This window comes from Ekhidna algicida (genome assembly GCF_051379705.1).
Taxonomy (GTDB): domain Bacteria; phylum Bacteroidota; class Bacteroidia; order Cytophagales; family Cyclobacteriaceae; genus Ekhidna.
Genome location: NZ_CP179868.1, coordinates 25,587 through 42,714, shown reverse-complemented (window position 1 = coordinate 42,714; position 17,128 = coordinate 25,587). Strand labels below are relative to the sequence as shown.

General features: G+C 39.0%; 8 protein-coding genes. 2 read left to right on the top strand and 6 right to left on the bottom strand.

The annotated features are described in order from the left end of the window. Positions 1–79: 79 nt before the first annotated feature. From ACL8WY_RS00070 to ACL8WY_RS00045, 6 genes are all read right to left on the bottom strand, one after another. The gene (locus ACL8WY_RS00070; protein WP_436516184.1) at positions 80–1,462 is read right to left on the bottom strand and encodes a hypothetical protein; all 1,383 of its coding nucleotides are present in this window, start codon (positions 1,460–1,462) and stop codon (positions 80–82) included. 4 nt (positions 1,463–1,466) lie between these two features. Then, positions 1,467–2,582 carry an outer membrane beta-barrel protein gene (locus ACL8WY_RS00065; RefSeq protein WP_436516183.1) on the bottom strand — a complete coding sequence of 372 codons (1,116 nt, stop codon included), beginning with the start codon at positions 2,580–2,582 and terminating at the stop codon, positions 1,467–1,469. 9 nt (positions 2,583–2,591) lie between these two features. Next, entirely contained in the window at positions 2,592–5,873 is a 3,282-nt protein-coding gene (locus tag ACL8WY_RS00060; protein ID WP_436516181.1) for an nSTAND1 domain-containing NTPase, read from the bottom strand. Continuing rightward, on the bottom strand, positions 5,873–7,387 hold the full coding sequence (locus ACL8WY_RS00055; RefSeq protein WP_436516179.1) for a DUF4062 domain-containing protein: 1,515 nt from the start codon (positions 7,385–7,387) through the stop codon (positions 5,873–5,875). The genes ACL8WY_RS00060 and ACL8WY_RS00055 overlap by 1 nt, the downstream gene beginning before the upstream one ends. Positions 7,388–7,461: 74 nt before the next feature. Further along, a complete protein-coding gene (locus tag ACL8WY_RS00050; protein ID WP_436516178.1) occupies positions 7,462–10,716 on the bottom strand; it encodes a cyclic nucleotide-binding domain-containing protein in 3,255 nt (1,084 codons plus the stop codon). 110 nt (positions 10,717–10,826) lie between these two features. After that, complete coding sequence (locus ACL8WY_RS00045) at positions 10,827–11,669, bottom strand: outer membrane beta-barrel protein (protein WP_436516177.1); 843 nt, start codon at positions 11,667–11,669, stop codon at positions 10,827–10,829. A 219-nt stretch (positions 11,670–11,888) separates the two neighbouring features. On the opposite strand from ACL8WY_RS00045, the gene ACL8WY_RS00040 reads away from it, so the two are divergent. Continuing rightward, a complete protein-coding gene (locus tag ACL8WY_RS00040) occupies positions 11,889–13,688 on the top strand; it encodes a PorP/SprF family type IX secretion system membrane protein (protein WP_436516176.1) in 1,800 nt (599 codons plus the stop codon). Next, complete coding sequence (locus tag ACL8WY_RS00035) at positions 13,685–17,086, top strand: FG-GAP-like repeat-containing protein (RefSeq protein WP_436516175.1); 3,402 nt, start codon at positions 13,685–13,687, stop codon at positions 17,084–17,086. Before ACL8WY_RS00040 ends, ACL8WY_RS00035 begins: the two co-directional genes overlap by 4 nt. Positions 17,087–17,128 lie beyond the last annotated feature (42 nt).

The following is a 17,128-nucleotide window of genomic DNA, read 5'->3' as shown; positions in this document are numbered from 1 at the left end:
AAGCCAATATCATTTTTTCGATATAGACTTTAATTATTAAGATAAGATAATGACTGGTTTAAATTGTATTTTTCAAAGATTAATCAAGTGAACCATTGTCGTTTAGCTTGATAATTGATATCAATTTAACACCACCACCAAAATCAACATTTGCTACTGCGGCAATTTTACCATCCGGCAAAGTTACTGCGTCTACTACACTGTCATTACCATCGGCGAGCCCAAAAAATGATTCAGCACCAGCTATCGGATTTGCTGCTTGATCAAACTTAACAAACATTCCTTCTCCGCCTCTTGACAAGTTGCCACTAACAAAAGCCTCATACTGACCTACCATAACAATGTCATTATTAGCTGCCTGTGTGACTCCTAATCCTTGTGTTTGCACAATATTATTTTCACCATTGTAAGTCGAAACAAGATGATTCGAACCACTCAGGTAGATCCCATTATTGCTAAGATTCATAACAAATGAGAAATTTTCGTTCTGAGAAGTCATTGAAGTTCCAACTATCGAATATCCAGATGAGGTTTGAATAACGTTATTCACATTTTCGTTAAAAACCACATCTGAGTTTGGATCTTCGAATCCATATGCGGCGAAATTAACCGGTGTCCCATTGGGCGAAATTTCCAAATAATAAGCATTCGTTCCGTTATTTCCTTCGTTTTCACCCAACAAACTAGGAGAATTGCTATAGCCAATCAACACAATGTTACCACTCGCTTTTTCGAATGCCCTAACTAAAATGTCATTTTCGTCTTCTCCAGCCACTCCTTGCGTGTTTTCAAAAATAACTCCATCAGTAAAGTTGAATTTGAGAAAATAATTATCAAAATCAGTTACACCACCACCTCGATCAAATTCTTTTGCTCCGGCAAGTAGTAGAGATCCATCGGATAAGACTATGACATCATTTCCAATCAAATCCAATTCAACATTATCAACCTCCGAAACTAATGCAAGCAAAGTATCATTTTGCAGATTGAGATCGGCATCAAGAAAACCTACTGTCAAAATTTGAAAGTCAGATATGTCCAGCACGGTTTCTGTAATGGAAGAAGTTCCTATTGTAATGAACCCCCCACCTGGTATTGAATGAATTTGACCCGCTCTCTCCACGCCTTTGAAAATATCAGGAATACCGTCTCCTGTAAAATCTCTATCTGTGGCATTTTCAAAACCAAAATAAACTGAGTCAACAAAATTCCCCTCCAGATCAGTCCTGAGCACAAAATAATCATCATCTCCAGACTCATTTGTTCTCATACCAAACACAACCAACCCTTCTGCTATTTCCCCAGTTTGATCATACACGATTTCGATATCGCGAGCTTCGAAACTGGTGAGATCTCCATAGTATTTTATATATGCTTCATCTGGAGTTGGTGCATTATCATCCTCTATTTGGCATGAGACTACCAAAAAGGCAACTAAGATTATGATTATTGAGTTTCTCATATTTTTAACGGTACTGCTTACGTTTTCGTGGAATGTATAGCGATCGTGTATACCCAACTGAAATAGAAATTGTGTTAATTGTTAAGTCATCTTCAACATGGCCGATACCATAATTTAAATCTTCATTGGCCCATCTATTATCGGGATTAATATAATTAAGCAATGAATTATCATATCGTAATTCGATCGCGAAAAAATCGACTTTGGATCTACCGACTCTGAATCTAGTGCCTAGACCTCCGATTATAGATATATTTGATGAGCGGACTTGATCTGCAGATTTTAGATCATCACTGCCTGCAGGTAAGGTGTAGGCAGTTCCTCCGGTTCTTCTGGCGTCCACATATTTGGCACTTAATGTAAGGTCAAATGAGCCACCGATAAATATGTAAGGCAAAAAACCAACTCTTTTTCCATCAGAATCTTTCTTATCATAGTTAAGGCTATAACGCACAAGTAAAGGAACTCGTAGCATACTACTGGTATTTTTTGCGACGTAATTGAGATCATTTTCGATCATTTCTCCTTCAATCTCATAAGTAGTAATTCGATATTGAAGTCCCGTTCCAACTTCTATTCCCTTGGTGATATGTCTCTCTGCCAAAGCTTCTATCCAAAAACCAACTCCTAAACCAGTATCATTACCTTTTTCATTGTATCTTTTATTTCCTGCTTGGAAGGTATTAAAGTTTTGGATGACTTTAGGAAGTGTCTTATTAAAGCCTCCCCTAACAGCAACACGTAATATTGGTTCCGTTTGAAATTTAGCTTTTAGCAAGTAGAGTTCGGCTGGATCCTCTGGAGCAAGTTGATGCTCTTTATCAACTTTCAGTAACTTAACAAACATATCTTCAGCCTTCTGTTCATCATCTTGAAACAAGTAAGCTTTAGTTAGTAGTTTATATGCTCTTACTTCTTCATCTACTGAAAATGCCCCTTGATTCAGACATCTAGTAAATCCACTGCTTTGATTATTGTAATTATTGATAATATCAGCAAGCCTTCCTTGCTCGAAAGCGAGCTCTGCCTGGGTAAGAGCTCGCGCACATTGGGAAGACGATTGGGCCGCTACCCAAAAGGTACAAATGGATAGCCCAATAGCGATTAGGTGTTTCTTCATAGATAAATATTACTGAACTGTTCCTCTTTTTGGCATTCCTTCGCAAGTTTCTACATACGGAATATCTCCTCCAACATATTGCCTCCACTCATTATCAGACATGTTACCCAAAGTAATATGTGTGCATATTTCTGCGGCCATATCGTCTGCTTTTGTAGGATACCGTCTAATATTTCCATCTCCTGCTGCAGTGACGAAGTAATTGCCGTCCGGACTAAAGTCAGCATCATAAACCCAACCTTGATCACGTACTCCTTTGTAATCTTCCAATACAATTGGGAGATCGAATAAATTCTCCATATCCCAAACGCGTACTTGACTGTTTGTAGAAGTACCCAAAACAAGCCTATCGTTCGGGCTGAATTCGATATCTGTTATTGGAGCTCTGAAACCTGTCAAAATTGGCTGTACTTGAGCGTCTTTCTCCATATCCCAAATCACCAATCTTCCGTCCTCACTTCCGTAGGCTAGGTACTTACCATTATTACTAAACTTGACAGATTTGATTGCTCGATTTGTCTTCGTATTGGTTACTGACTCCTCTGATTTATTAATAAGTGTTGTTACACCTTTTCCTATATCAGTCAAGTCCCATATGTAAACATTGCCATCTTCTCCACCACCAACTAGTGTGCGAGCGTCAGGTGAAAGTGCAATCTTATTAATCTTGGTTGTCGACTTTGCGAGCTCCGTAGAGGATCTAAAGTCGCTTCTCAAAATCCTGTTATCAGCTCCTACAGAAATGAATCCCGAATTATCCGGTAGGAACATTAGGTCAAAGACTGTTCCCCCTAAGTGACCACTAATTTTATTTGGCTCCTGATTAATATTATTAACATTAAATATTAAGATGTTATTTTGATCAGTTCCGAGAGCTAAGTATTGTTCATTAGGGCTAATATTAACCACACGAGCTACATCGTCATTCTGGAATATCAAATTCCAAGCTCTACTCTCAACATTCCACTTAATGACTTCACCGTTTGCATTCGCCGAGTACATGTATTTGCCATCCTTTGAATATACCACCGAGCGTACTGCAACTATGGTATTATCCGAGTTCGGATCTACTGGCTTATGATACTGATTAAAGATGGAATCTCCCTTAATTGTTAGTAGCCCATTATTTACCGCTTCGCGCTCATAGAGCCCTTGAAGCGCTGTATAAATACCAGCGTAGATGTCACCATTATAATCCTTTCCTTCATCTTTATATTCCTCATAGAAGAGATAAGCTTGCCTAGCAACAATGGCTTTCAGTTCTGCTTGATCTTGATCTTCGGAAAGAATATTCTTTGCTTTAATCGCCATAGATTGAGCAATAGCCTGGTATCTCAATCTTTCTGCATTGTCTTTAGCAATTGTGGCTTGACGTTCGTTTTCAGCTGCTATATCAGCCTGCCTTTTAGCTTCATCAGCTTGTCTCTGTGCCTCTGCATTAGCTGATTCAGCTTGCTTTTGAGCGTCAAGAGCTAAAGCCTCCTGCCTTTTGGCTTCCGCAAGATTGATTTTCGCTTGCTCTGTTGCCCTTTCAGCGTTATCCCTCTCATCTAATGCGAGGGCTTCTTGGCGCTTGGCTTCAGCAGCGGATTCCTGAGCAGCCTCTTGCAGTTTAACCGCATTATCTCTTAATTCTTCTGCTTCAGCCTGGGCGATTCTTGCTTTTTCCGCTTCCTTCTCAGCTTCATCTGCTTTGATAAATGAGAAAATCAAGAAACTTAATGATACTAAAACAGCTATTGCCAATACAACAGCAGTAGTTCGCATCCGCTTTACCTGACGCTTTTGAAGAATTTCTTTATTTCTCTGTTCTGTCAGGTAGGCTTTCTCGGAGGTTTCCAAGAACACCATTGTACGTTCGAACGCAGGGTTATATCGTTGACCCCAAACAAGGGTCGGTCTGTTTTCTTCTCTCCAGTTTAGAGCAAGTTGGAGGTCAGGCATCTGCCATAATCCTGCTTTACCTTCTTGATATCTTTCAGCAGCCTCAGAAAGTTTCAAATACATTTCCGCGGCTTTGGATTCTTCATCAAGCCATCTTTTCAATCGAACCCATATACGCATAAGACTTTCATGCGAAATATCTACTACGGTTTCAGATTCAAGTCTAACACCAAATGGAGGCATCAAAAGAGATCTTCCTGGCTCTCTAAATCGCTCAACTACTCTTGCTACTTCATCTTCATTTACTCCAGCAATCGCTGCGATAGTTGCAAGCTTTGTTGGTCTTCTAATTCCTTGATTTTCAGATCCACGCTCAGTAAGTGCTTTGAACATTACCTCGCAAATCTCTTTTTCACGTTTGCTTAATGAATCGAAAGCTTCATTAGCATGCATTGAAAGAGCTTCTCTCAATGTACCAATCGAATTGTAGTGCCTTAGATCTATTGGTTCTCCAATTTTTCTATTCTCAGTCCAATATGACCATGTACGCATGAGGGCATGCTGCAAAATAGGTAACTGATCAGGGTTATCACCTACATCGTTGAGGAGTTGCTGGGTAAGTCGTGGGGCAATCTTACCTCCTCCTACTGCCACAGGTCCTTCGATAGCTGTTCTTTTTTGATCCCGTGTCATTTGAGGAATCAAATAGTGAGAATCATTAATCATCTGCGTTAAGTCGGGGAACTGAGCACACTCGCCGATGAAATCGGACCGCATGGTTAATGCTATATAAACCGGTTCATCATATTGATGAATAGCCTCAAGGAGTAGGTTTACAAATGCAGATGATTCGTCCAGATCCGATGTTGCCGACTCCAATTTTCTATATCGAAAAAGCTCTTCAAATTGATCGACTAAAATCAATACATTTTGAAAGTCATCTGTCTTTAATTGACGAACAACTTCCACTAATCCTAATGAGCTACTTCTTAGTACAGTACTGATGATTGTTTTCCTTATAAGCTTGTCTTCATCCCCAAGATTTGAAAATTCTTTATCCCTTATTAGAAGTGCTTCTGCGAGGTTATCAATTGGTCCACCTCCCGGACGTGTTACCACAATTCTCCAGTTGGATCCTGCCTCTGTCATGAAACCTCCATAAAGTGTTGGTATCAATCCACAAAACATTAATGAAGACTTACCACTACCGGAAGCTCCAAGAATAGCCACGAATTTATTCTCCGAGAGTTTGACAAGTACTTCATCGCTTTGACCTTCTCGTCCAAAGAAAAGATGACTCTCCTCTATTCCAAAAGGCCTTAGCCCTGGAAATGGGTTAATTAATTGGGTAATGTCTACGATATCTTGGGTCTCTTGACCCTGTATATCAATTTCTTTTTCGCTCATCAGCTTTCTATTTTAGTTAGAAAAGGCTTTAAGTGTTCAGGAGTAAATGTCCCTCCGTTATTACCCAAAACCATGGCATTATTTTTCTTATAATGCTCCATATCCACCTCTTTCTGTCCCTTGAAGTAAACCGCTTTTGCCGTCAAAGGCTTTTCACGGCCGAATCCAGGAGCTTTTAAAAGGTCCTGCAATTTGGTCTTTATCCAATCTTCTGTTGCTTGACCAAAGTATATAATTGATGCATCGCACCTTCTTAGATTTTCTTGATGAATATATCTCAAGTCGACCAAATCTCCCTCATAACTTGGCGATACAACATTAAAGCCTTGTTTTTTGAGATATGATTGGATGTCGTCGATGTCACTAACATCTCTCTTATCAGCAATCAGATATATCATCTTAGTCTTATCATCCTTCTTTTCAGTGTCAAGACCCTTGATATTCCTTCTTGTATTAAATCTACCTCCAGTGACGAGTTCCTCTCTTATAATTGCTTTTAGCTCCTGAAGAGATATTTGTAATACCTCAGCTTCTTCAAGTGCTGCTGCATCACTTTTGAGGTCTTCAATAAATATTTTTTGACGTTCAGTTACGTTTTTGAGATCTGGAGATACCCAAATCAAACGGCTAAACAGTTCTTTCTCACCTTCTTTTGACTTCTTATTTTTTTCCACCATCTGGTAAGTATGGTCTGAAGCAATTCTATTTTGCATATCAACTACTGATAGCTCGGAACCCCGAGGTTTATAGCCATAATCCTCGCCAACCAAGTGAATAGATAATCGACACCTATCCAAATCATCTCTCACCATACGGTCCAATGCCTTGGCTTCTTTCGGTAAACTATGATCAGGTAAAACTTTGTATCCATGCCTGATTAATTCCCTTTTGATAATATCTCTCTGAATCACCATGTCCACTCCTGTACTTGCCAGATATACTGTTTTCTCACGAGGAATTGTCTCATAAGTACCACTTCCTTCCTCTATCTCCTTGGCATGAAGCACATGATTTATATCGTAAGCCATATCGACAAGTTTCATCCAATAGCTTCTCTCTGCGTCACTACCAAAAAAGCGTGTGAATTCTTGCGGATCACCAGTTAATGGATCTACTAGGTAAAAATCATATGTAAGTAAATCCTCTAATTCTTCAAGGTATTCATCTGGATCAAAAGGACGTTTTAAGACTTTAAAAATTCTAGCTACGCCATCAGCAACTAGACCTCCTCTTGTTTTAAGCTTTTTACAATGAGCGTTTAATGCGCTGACTAAAACCTTATCTTTCACCAGATTTGGAGTCAAGACTGTAAGAATTACATTATAATCATCCAACTCTGCGGCTGAGAAATTCGATTCTGTTACAAGTTTTATCTCAGGGTTCTCTCTCGTAATCTGGTACATCAATGTGGATAAAAACTTATGAAAGTTTGAGACCCATCCTTTGACGCCACCTTCTATCATCGCATCGTCTGCTTCAGAATAGATTAATGCTATAGTGCGGTTGGTGCTCATTGGTGCGATTTAGGCTTTACTACTAGTGAATAAACTTAATTTTTCATACTCTTCAAAGGACGTTCATCGAAATGTCATCCAAATAAAACATCAACAATCTCTTGTTCTTCTTGGTCAATTACTCCATTCATGATATCCATCCAGCAATCAAGAATTTCAATATGCTTAGACATCAAATTGAGTAGTTCTTCTTTCCTCATCATCAATAATGTGCATTCAGTTCTTGCTAAAGCTGTAAATGTGAATGTATCCGACTCAGTAATATTCTTCTCACCAAATACTCCTCTCTTCTCTCTTTCTGCCACTTTGTGATCTCCTTCGTAGATATCAATTGCTCCTTCTAATACTATGTACATTGGCTCCACCCCGCTATCTCCTTCTCTTATGATTGTTGATCCAAGTTTGACTCTAATCTCTTCTAGACTCTCGGCCATATAGGTGATGAGTTCACCAGGTATTCTATTGAACATCTCATTCTTCTTAAGCTCAATTACCTTTTCAATTAAGAGCAACTTTTGATGATACTCTTCATCTTCACTTCTAAATATCGGTGGGAGAATTGCTTTGTCAAGTTCCTTCTTTGTTGCCGGTCTTAATCTCTTGGTATGCTCATGATATGACTCCTTGTTTATGTTATACATAACAAATGCCGCTGTTTGTAAAAGAAGTGGATCGGGATTAAACAAATTGGCAATTAAGTCTGCGGTAACATGACTACTTAGTTGGCTAAAACGATACATAGCCAATGACTTTGTGTATCGATTTATTCTATTGTAATCTCTGTTTATAATTTGAAGAAGCAAATCTTCGTATGAATCGAAATCTTCTGGTGGGTAGTGGTTTTGAAGTTTAGCTAACCGTTCTGGAAGTTTAAGTTCATCCATAACAGGAAGAAGTTTTGGTTTTAATTCCTCCTCTACGAAAATATCCATCATTTCCACAGCAAAAGTGATGCTCTCCGAGGTTCCATTTTGGATATTTTCTTTAGCTAGTAATACACTTTGCGGATCATAAATCATACCCAAAAGCATGAAGATATTATCATAATTCTTAATATCTTCTTCAATCATTGCCTCCTTTATCAGATGATCAATTGGGCTTTCATCAGGAATTTCCTGAGTGGATTTAATATTCCAAGCTATATCTCCTATCTCCCCTTCGACCGCAATTTTTATCCTGGCAGCCTGAAAGTCTCTAGCAACAAATCCTATATAGCTTAATGAAAGAAGTAACTGTGAAACTATTTTCCTGTCAGGAAAATCTATCTTTTTCCATAGCAATTCAGTCGCTCCACGCCCACCTATTCTTCCTAAAACCTGAATAATTCTAATCATTGTAGGATGATACTGGCCTGTCTTATAGAACGCTGTATCAACTGTATGAAAAGCGGCTTCACCAGAAGCTTTCAAAGCAGACATTGCAACATTTCCGTAAGTTGAAAGGTGCAGGTTTTCAATCAAAATAGGCCATAGTTCTGGCCGCCTTACCTTACCAGCTGAAATCATAGCTGCAGAGCGTACATTTGGATTAATATCCCTAAGCAGCTCAACTATAAAGGCAATATGTCTATCCTCAGTTACTTTGGCTAACAATTTAGCAGCTTTCTCTCTTTCTGATGATTCAGTGGACCTGACTAATTCTTTTATCGCTACATCTGTTAATTGAAAGTCAGAGGCTTCTTTTAATTTGCTAAAGCAGATGTTAGCTACTTTAAGCACATCTTCGTTTCCTTCTGTCTTAATATCTTTTTCAACTATCTCAATTGCTTCCCAACAAAGCCGATCTCCTAGCTTTTGGTAAGCAAAACCTCTCAGAATTGGAGATCTATGATTTAGAAGATCGAGTAAGGCAAATTCAAATTCAATGGGTTCTAACTTTTCAAAAAGCTTTAAGGCATTTAACACCTTATTTACATCTTTTGATGAGACCTCTTCTTTTAGAATGTTGAGCGTATTCTTGTTATTCCTTTTCCCCTCACCTTCTAGGCCAGCTTTCTGCTTTTCTAGCGTCTTTTTAAGTGTCTTTTTATATTCTTCGAATAATTTACCAGACATATATATAATACCACCCGCTAATGCTAGAACAAAGTATGAGTAGTGAATTAGCTTAAAAAAGACTAGGAGCCCTAATCCCATTTGCGCGGCTCCTGCCACAAAAACAGCTATTTCATTAACAACTCCTTCAATTCTGGTTTGAATATCAAATCGTATTTTAATGTCCAATGGAAGAAAAAACAGTTTAAATGCGGGGCTTTCCAAAGCATCTTTGAGCGCAGCAGTAAATAGTTTGCCAGCTGAAATCAACACGAAGAACATGATATATTCAGGCGTTTTGATCTCGTAACCAAAAATATGTCCAACAATTATTGCACCTATTGTGAATAAGATCAATATTAAGGGCATGGTCATTAGCGCAACCTTCAAGCCAAACTTTCCAATGATAATATCATTAACGAAACTTTGAATAAGGAATGAGAAAACGATTACTAGTCCTGAGAAGAATGACAAAAAGTTAGCCAAATCTTTTTCATCTGGATACATTGTTTCAGTGGCGCTCAAGAAAGTATAGTCCATAAACACCGCTGAGCCCATAGAGAAGATTAGGAAGATGGAAAGAAGTCTTAAATATTTATCCTTCATCAAACTGAAAAAGTTGATCTTCTCAACCTCTTCTCCTTCCATGACTTTAGTAGCCTTATTAAGGTTATAGTTTATCACTAACAATAATGTGAATACAAAAACTCCAAGTGCCGCAATTCCAGAAACGAAAAGCAGATCATAAGTTGCATTGATAATAGTTGCCGTCAGAAGCGGAATGCTAAAAAAAGCTATCATGGTAGCCATCAGTTGGCCGGTATCGATCCCTCCTATTATTCTCTTACTAGCCCTAAGATCGAAAACTCTGCCAAAAACTCCCCAAAAACCCAAAAGAGTTAGTGAGGTCACCGGGCCAATCATTACAAAAAGAATAAAAGGTAATAACTGAAATTGGCCAGAGATACTCGCGTCATAGCCAACAAATTCAAAAGCCACTCTAAGACCTCCTATAAAAAGTAAAATCAGGAATGTTGTGGAAAGCACAAGTGTTGAGTAATTGATTTTCCTCTGCAAGTACACAAAGAGTGCAGTCGTAATAATACCTGCCGCGCCTGCGGAAAAAAAAGCGTCTGCTAAAAACTCGTCACCCAAAACACTAAGGAAAAGTGTTTCTGCACCAATCTGGTAAGTGGCTAAAAGAATTCCCATAAAAAAACCCTTACCGAGCAAGAGCAACATTTGCTTCTCTTCTCCATGCTCTCCACCTAAGAATTTTAAGAATGCTTTTACCACAGTGAGTAGATTTTACAGGCTAGAATGTTAAGTTAGATATTTGAAGCTAATTGTAGGAATAAATCAATAAAAGACCGTGCTTTTATACCATTTAACTTTAAATAGTTACATTATTTCTTCTTTTTATTACTTTCCTTATTAGTACTTTTTCCCTTCCTCTTTAACTCACTATTGTATCCGAACAAATAGGCAACTCCTACAGTGGCAATATTATGGTAGTATTCCATATTTTCTCGGTAATAATCTAAGTCCCCAGACGAACCTCTTATAAGGTTGGTATCCTTATTTGAATTAGTAGCCATATTGCTGTGCACCCATGTATATCTAAAGTCTAACATTAATCTGCTTCCCGATGCTAGATCAAAATAAACTCCGCCACCAAGAGTCAAACCAAATTGCAACCTGTTAGGCTTACTAACAAAAGCGGTTGCAAAATCATCGGGTGATGCATTATCAGAATTGAACTTCAATTTGTATTCAACAGGAAGTGGATTTCCATCATCATCCGCTACTGGCGGGTTCTCTTCAAAAGCTTCAAGATCATGAACTCCTTTTCCGCCTACCCAATAGCTCAATCTTGGCCCCCCATTTATAAAGTAGTGAAAGGGCACTTTACCTAAAGTAATCCTCAACATTATCGGAGCTGAAATAAAGTGATTAGTCATATTCGAATAGACTGCTTCTCCATCTGAACCTTTATCTCTAAGCGTTTTTCCAATGCGTTCATAAACCAACTCTCCATAAACAGAGTATCGGTCTGATGCAGAGTAGCTTAGGGCCACACCCATTTGAATATTCAAGTTAGGATCTACATTAAATGAGTCACGTTCGTATGTCTTATCCTGATAAACGTGATCAATATAGCTTACCCCCACTTTTGGCCCGAACCAATATTGTCCATAAGCAATTGAGGAAAATAGTACGATTGAGAAAATTGATAGTAATAACTTCATAGATAAAGCAACTCATTAAGCAATGTAATAATACATAATCAAAGGCATTACATCTATTTATGTACTGGATTTTGTTTGACTATTCGATGATTTAAACTCCTTTGAGGATTAGTATTGATTGAGATATTTGTTACGGGTAGTGCAAAATGCAATAATTTCCCTAATTTAGGGTTTAGATCAAGAAATCATCAACATTTGAAACGATTAACTCTCCCCAAGATGGTTTGTATTAATAGAATTTTAAAGTCGTGCATAGTCGGTTTTTTTATTCTAACGTTTTTCTCAGTCAAGGCGCAACAGCCACAGGTCTATAACCAATTCTTCATGAATCCTTATATGTACAATCCCGCATATGCGGGTGTTGAAGGACATGCTGCAATGTTCGTCATGTATAGAGATCAGTGGACAAATGTAGAGGGTGCACCACAGATATCTCATGCAAGCTTTCATGTTCCGCTAGAGGGAGGAATAGCAATAGGCGGAGCTGCATTTAATGTTACTCAAGGTCTCCTTTCAACTTCTGCAATTAAGGGGTCTGCATCTTACCTTATAAATATTGACAGAACTCACTTTCTGAGATTTGGCATGTCATTGGGAGCTGGTATCAACTCAGTTAATATTACTGAATTCGATTCTCCAGGAGATCCCGCTTTTGAAAATTTCCTTGATCAGTCAACCTTTTTTATTGGCGATGTAGGCGTTGCTTACCATTTTGGTCATTTCAATGTTGGAATTTCATTACCGAATTTGTTTAGCTACAACCCCATTACTCAAAAAGAAGTCGCAGATATACAATTCTCACCTACTGATAATGCGATTTTTAAAATGAATTATAGAGGTCATATCAGTGATGATTTTGCGTTCGAACCACACGTTATATATAGATTCAGTACCGTTGTTCCTCACCAATATGAAGGCGTTTTGATTGCTCATTTATATCATATAGTATGGGTTGGTGCCTCTTATCGTCAAGATGCTAACATAATCGGGCTTGCGGGAGCAAAAATCAAAGAGAAGTTTGCGGTAGGTTTTGCTTATGAATTGGGAAATTCAAACATATCATCTGAGCTGGGTCCTACTTTAGAAGTAAACCTGGGATATCACCTTGGTACCAAAAAGGATCATGCTGAACATGTGTCATCTTTCATCAAAAGCCATAGATTGTCAGCCGAAGAAAGAGCTAGAAAAGCTGAGCTTGAAAGACAAAAACAGTTAGCTGCTCTGCAACAGAGTAGACCTGATCAGTCAGATGAAGATGCATTATCCATAGCTACTCCAACTGTACTTGATGACCCAGAACCTCAAGCTGAAGTACCAACAAAACAGGCAGATGATTGGGACCATCAAGAAGAGCACGGAGAGCTTACTCGTGTTAATGAATTTGGTGAAGAAGAGTCAGGAATTCGATTAGAAAAGCCGGATGCTACTGGAGGAAAAAATGTGGTGATCAGCTGGGTTCCAAAAGCCGAATCGGCCGGTCTTTCGGTCGCAGCAGATGGGCACCTAGAAAGAACCTTGCCTGATGGTTCTAAAGAGGTCGGTATAAAATACGATAAAGTCAATCCAGATGGAAGTATTGAACATATTGTGAAATGGGATAAAGCAATAAACACGGCACAAGCGGCTGCAATTGTTGATAATCCAGAACTTACAGAAGAACACCATGACGAAGTAGCTAAAGGTGATCCTCAACTGACGCAAGATTTTAGAACTCATGAGGAGTTAGGTGCTTCTGATGATCATATGGTTACGAAGAGAGGTAATCACTTGCTTGAGCTTCCTGCCGGTAACTATGTAATTGCCGGGGCATTTGAGGTTTTTCAGCATGCTGAAGATTATAGTGATGAATTATTTCAGATGGGATTTCATGACACTATTGTTGGATTCAACAGCGGCAGAGGTTATTACTATGTAGTTGTATATGAATCTGGAAGCTTAAATCAGACACGATCGAAACGAGATGAATTCAGAAAAATTCCTAAGCTTTCTAAAGCTTGGGTACTTCAAGTAACTGAATGATGAGAAAGATATTTACCATACTCCTTTTTATTCCAATTGTGCTCGTAGCACAAAAACCATTTGTAAATAACATTACACCAACCAATGTTGAGTTCGGTGAAACAGTTACAATTTCCGGTTCCAATCTTTCAGGTACTCCAAGAGTTTTCTTTGGTGGTGTTGAAGCTTCAGGTGTGAATGTCATCTCCGATAATCTGATTGAAGTCACAGTTCCAGCCGGGGCAACTCAATCTTCTATCATTGTTTTAAACAATGGTCTTGTTACTCAGTCAAGTCAGCATTTCTTTATCAGCTTTGGTGGATCAGACATCTCTAATTATGATGCAGAATACGATGACATATCCACGACTGAACAAGCCGCCAGTGATATATGTATGTGTGATTTAAATGGTGACGATAAAAATGATATCGTTATAGTACATGCGGTTTTATCAAATAATGACAGTCAAAATGAGGTTACTATTTTTTTAAACAATACAACAGGAACAGGCGCTTTCACCGGGCCGACAGATTTTCAATTGGATCAAACTTTAAATAACAGTATCAATGAATCAGGATTCAACTCGGTGGCGTGTGGAGATATTGATAACGATGGAGACAATGATTTGGCGTTTACTTCAAACTTAAGCACCAACCCCAGAGACGTGTATGTTTATAGTAATGACGGTTCAGCTACATTTTCAGAAGAGGATGATACCTCCCTTTTTCTTCCAACCACTTCTGGAGGCGATCAACGTACTCCAAGATCAATACATATAGCTGATATGGACAGAGATGGAATTGCTGACTTAGTTGTTGGCAATTTATCGGATGATAACACATTCCATATATTCAAAAACACTGGAAGTTTTGCGTTTGATAATGCGGTGGAGATTGCAGGAACAGCGACAGGAGAGTCAACCGGAATATTAGATGTCGCCGACTTCAATAATGATGAATATTTAGATGTTGTTACATTAACCTTTAGAGAAAGTAATACTGGTATTTATTTTTTCAAAAATACAAGCTCAATAGATAATTTTAATTTCGAATTACAGGAGACAGTCACCAATGGTGGACAAAATACGGATATAGCTATTGGAGATTTTGACAGTGACGGTCTTAATGACATAGTTGCCACCAGCCGTAACACAGGTTTAATATCTGTTTTTGAAAACCAAAGCACAACTGGCCAAATCAATTTTGGTACTTCTAACAACGTCACAACGACCGGGAGTGCCGCATCTGGCGTAACACTAGCTGATCTCAATGGAGATGGAAAGCTAGATATAGCAAGTTCGAATGCTACCGGCGATATTTACATCTTTGAAAATACTGGATCAGGATCTATCTCGTTTGGGAATGAACAAGTACTTTCCACAAACAGTACAACTTTATTTATAGCTAGTGGAGATCTCAATGGAGATGCCAAACCAGACCTAGCCTACACCCAAAGTGTTCAAACTTCAGAGGTTGGGAATCTAGCGATAATCCTAAATCGAAACTGTGTGGTTCCACAACTCTCACCCACGCCAGGTGGCGGCGGTGTGTTTTGTTCCAACCCAGAAACATTTACACTTACAGCAACAGCCTCACCAGGAGCAACGTATGACTGGACGGTCACTGGTAACACAAACCTAATTGGCGGAGCTAGTTTCTCTACTGGCACTACAAATTCAGCCACGTTCCAGCTATCAACCAATGCTACCACCACAATACAAGTGACAATCAATCAGGATGGAACTTGCGCCGCTCAAACTGATACAGAAGTATATACGATCGCGGGTTCGGTGACAGCCTCACCTGCCATCACACCTCTCGGAGGAGTTCAGTGTGCAGGTGATGATGTAACACTAAGTACAACCACAACATTTGAAAATTATTTTTGGACACTGCCTGATGGATCCACTCAAACATCTGCCACAGTCGTACTAAACTCAATTTCGACTTCAGACGCAGGCACCTATACACTTCGTGTTCAAAATTCTGGCAGCTGTTCGAGTAGTGAAGTTTCAATCGATGTTGAAGTGAGTCAACCTCCCCTACTTGAAATCATCAACAACAATCTGGACAATTTTTGTGCAGGGACAAATGTGTCTTTAGAGGTGCCGGACTTTACAAGTGACTTTACTTATGAGTGGCAACTAAACGGAACGGATTTTGGGACAGGGAGCGATCAAGCTTCGATCTCAACAAATCAAGGTGGCGATTACACAGTAGAAGTCACGGATGTAAATACTTGTCTAACGGAAACCGCAACATATACGATAAATTCTATTGCATTACCCAATTCTGTAGCCGATGGCCCAACGGAAACCTGTGTTGATTTTCTTACGTCATTCACCTCGGCCTCTACTGGTCAGGGTAGCTTTACTTTGGAGTATGAATGGGTCGTTGAAGATGTAGATAATGGGAATGCCGTTATTCATACAGCCACAACTCAGGACCTTGATTTTACTTTCACGACCGCTGGAAATTATAACGTTATTCTGAATACAAACTATGATCCATCAGAAGTTTATGCTGGACCATTAGGAACAGATATTTGTGTCGGTACTACTCAGATCGCTGTTACTGCATCAGACCCTCCTACATCCTTAACTTTTAATGAGGCAGATGGTGTTCAAAAATGTCAGGCAGATGTGATAAGTATCGGAGTTACAGGTAGTGGAATAAGCAGTTATAGCTGGTCTTTAAGAAACGCAGAAGCCTCGAATGATACCATAATCAGTTCCAATGTGTCGACCTCAGATAACATTAACTTAAGTATTCCAATTGGAATCGATTCAGTATACGCTATAGCTGATGTCGTAACCGGGGTTAATTGTATAGTTAGGGATAGTATTTTGGTACGCAATTTCCCATCCAACGTCGATATTGAGTTAAGTGATTTTAGCACACCCGATATTATCACACTCGAGGAGGAAAATTTCGTAAACCTTAATGCACTAAATCTTGATATTTCTACAGTAAGATGGAGACCCAATGACATTATGAGTGACTCAACCGCTCAGACAGTTACAGTAAACCCTAACCAACCATCAACAATAATTACCTTACTAGGAGTGGATGCAAGTGGATGCAACGTTTCCACGCAAGTCGAAATTGTCCTTGACAATATACGACCAAAGCGCACCTTCTCTCCTAACGGTGATTTGATGAATGATTGCTGGGAAATCCTCAATACTCTTCCCACCAATATTGCTGATCCCGCTAACGATCCAGTTGCCGGATGTAAGGTTTACATTTTTGATTCAAAAGGCCGAAACATTAAAGTGGCTGATGCACCATTCGATAATAATTGCGTTTGGGACGGCAACTCTAATGGCTCTCCTGTTCCGGAAGGAATCTACTATTTTGTCTTTAAGTGTCCGGATGATCAGATGAGTAAGTCAGGTAGCATCCTTCTGGCTCGCTAATCCTAATATGTTTCTATTTTAACCCATGAAAGTGATTGTTTA

Excerpts from the sequence above, each read along its gene's own strand:
- ACL8WY_RS00045 (WP_436516177.1), bottom strand. The coding sequence starts at position 11,669 with ATGAAGTTATTACTATCAATTTTCTCAATCGTACTATTTTCCTCAATT.
- ACL8WY_RS00035 (WP_436516175.1), top strand. The coding sequence starts at position 13,685 with ATGATGAGAAAGATATTTACCATACTCCTTTTTATTCCAATTGTGCTC.
- ACL8WY_RS00060 (WP_436516181.1), bottom strand. The coding sequence starts at position 5,873 with ATGAGCGAAAAAGAAATTGATATACAGGGTCAAGAGACCCAAGATATC.
- ACL8WY_RS00065 (WP_436516183.1), bottom strand. The coding sequence starts at position 2,582 with ATGAAGAAACACCTAATCGCTATTGGGCTATCCATTTGTACCTTTTGG.
- ACL8WY_RS00055 (WP_436516179.1), bottom strand. The coding sequence starts at position 7,387 with ATGAGCACCAACCGCACTATAGCATTAATCTATTCTGAAGCAGACGAT.
- ACL8WY_RS00040 (WP_436516176.1), top strand. The coding sequence starts at position 11,889 with ATGGTTTGTATTAATAGAATTTTAAAGTCGTGCATAGTCGGTTTTTTT.
- ACL8WY_RS00070 (WP_436516184.1), bottom strand. The coding sequence starts at position 1,462 with ATGAGAAACTCAATAATCATAATCTTAGTTGCCTTTTTGGTAGTCTCA.